Origin of the sequence: Mesorhizobium sp. M1E.F.Ca.ET.041.01.1.1 (assembly GCF_003997355.1) — a bacterium.
GTDB lineage: Bacteria > Pseudomonadota > Alphaproteobacteria > Rhizobiales > Rhizobiaceae > Mesorhizobium.
The window spans coordinates 1-2,189 of the sequence record NZ_RZSL01000806.1; the positions used below are offsets into that span (position 1 = coordinate 1).

The window sequence follows — 2,189 nt, forward strand, 5'->3', positions numbered from 1 at the left end:
CTCAATCCACTGATCGCGTTGATGCCGCCGATTATCAAAGGGTGCGACGTGGCTGGCAACGATCCGGTCGTCGGCCCTTTGCTGGCGGCTATGACGGCGGAGGCCGCGCAACCGCAGATGGGCAGCGCCACCATCTTGTCGCGCATGGCGGACTTGCTGACAGCCCGGCTCATCCGCTGCTGGGTCAATTGCACTGGAGCCTCGACCACCGGTTGGCTCGCCGCTATCCGCGACCCCCATATCGGCCGCGCGCTGGCAGCCATGCACCGAGACCCCGGCTATAACTGGACCTTGGAAAGCCTTGCTGGCCTGGCAGGCCAATCGCGGTCGATTTTCGCCGAGCGCTTCAGCGCTGTATTAGGGGAGGGTGCTGCACGCTATCTCGCCCGTCTCCGTATGCAGCTTGCCCGCGAGTTGCTGGGGCAAAACGGCTTGTCGGTTGCCGAGGTCGCTGCCCGTTTGGGCTATGATAGCGAAGCATCCTTCGCGCGCGCGTTCAAGCGCATCACCAACGTCTCGCCAGGCGTTGTGCGTCGCACAATTCCCGGACGAACGGATATGAATTTCGGATTTTAAGATACATATCATCCGAAAGGACTCATCTATTGAAGACCTCCAGACCTTGGAGATCTTTCAGTGACAGACACAACATTACAGCTTGAAGACGCAGCGATTGACGTCGATGCCGCCGCGCCAACCGCGTGGAACGCAGCCACGTGGTTCGCGGTCATTTCATTGGCGGCCACCAGCTTTGCCCTGGTGTCAGCCGAATTCCTGCCGGCAGGTCTGCTGACGCCAATGGCGCGCGATCTCGGCATCAGCGAAGGAACGGCCGGACAGGTCGTCACCGCCACCGCTTCGGTCGGCGCTGTGACGGCCATGTTGAGCAATGTTGTCATCGGCCGACTGAACCGCAAGACGGTGCTGGTTATCCTCAGCGCCTTGGCGGTCGGTTCCAACCTCCTTGCAGCGCTAGCGCCCAATTTCTGGCTGTTGCTGTTGGGCCGGGCCGGGCTCGGAATCGCTCTCAGCGCATTCTGGGCACTCTCGGTTGCCGTTGTGGCCAGGCTGGTTGGCGCCAATGCGACAGGTCGGGGCATGGCTATCGTCACCCTCGGCGTCTCGCTCGCCACCATTGCCGCACCATCTGCGGGTGCGTTGATCAGCGACTGGCTGGGATGGCGCAGCGCCATGGCCTTGACAGCGGGGCTGGCCGTGATTGCCATGCTGCTGCAGTGGCTTAGCCTGCCAACCCTGCCTGCCACAGCCAGCAATAGCCTCGCGGATGTATTTCGGCTGACACGGCGGCGTGGCATTCAACTCGGCATGCTGGCCATTCTTTTGCTGATGACAGGGCATTTTGCCGGGTCCGTCTATGTACGCCCCTTCCTCGAACATGTGACACTCCTTGCAACCGGGCCAATTGCCCTGGCGCTGCTCGGATTTGGCGTCGCCGCTGTGATCGGCAATATTGCCGGCGGCCGCATGGCCGATGCCAATATCCGCATGGCTCTCGTGGGCAACGCCGCGTTGATGGCGTTTGCGGCGCTGGCATTGGTGCTTTGGGGCGTGCACATCGCCGTTGCCTTCGGATTTGTCACGCTTTGGGGCCTGGCATTCGGCATGGCGCCGGTGGTGCTGCCGACCAATCTGTCCCGCGCGGCACCTGATGCGCTGGAGGCAGCGGGTAGCCTGATGGTCGTCTCTTTCCAGGTTGCCATCACCATCGGCGCGGTTGTCGGCGGCTATGTCGTGGACACCTATGGTGCCTCGGGGCCTTTGACCCTTACCGTCATCCTTGCCGCATCGACACTCATGCTGGCGCTGCTACAGCCTCGCAGGTGAACTTTGCTACAGCTGACCTAAAGCGCGTCGCGTCTGAACGGCCTCACGCGACGCGCTTTAGGTTGTTGTCTTTATGCATGTCGTTGTCCCAAAACCGCTGCGCACCTTTGGGCGACATGCATTGGGCGGCCTGAATCCGGAACGCCGCGATATTGCAGCTTCGTTACACAAGTTTACGCGGCCCGGTCGTTGCGTGCCGCCACAATCAGAGGTTAAGCACGATCGGCTTCGGCCATTGGGAGGTGGCGGCGATGGGCCGCCGCCTTTTTTGAGGAGATGATTGCCATGGAGAAGTTTTTGCTCGTCGCCGTTGGTGTTGCGGCGCTGGCCGTTTCGGCCTGTTC

General features: G+C 61.6%; 2 protein-coding genes. Both read left to right on the forward strand.

All coding sequences use genetic code 11. The features are described 5' to 3' along the window. Positions 1 to 576: AraC family transcriptional regulator (locus tag EOA38_RS34410; RefSeq protein WP_145966222.1), on the forward strand; the 576-nt coding region annotated here is incomplete at its 5' end. 60 nt (positions 577 to 636) lie between these two features. Further along, on the forward strand, positions 637 to 1,845 hold the full coding sequence (locus tag EOA38_RS34415) for an MFS transporter (RefSeq protein ID WP_127301314.1): 1,209 nt from the start codon (positions 637 to 639) through the stop codon (positions 1,843 to 1,845). Positions 1,846 to 2,189: the final 344 nt, after the last annotated feature.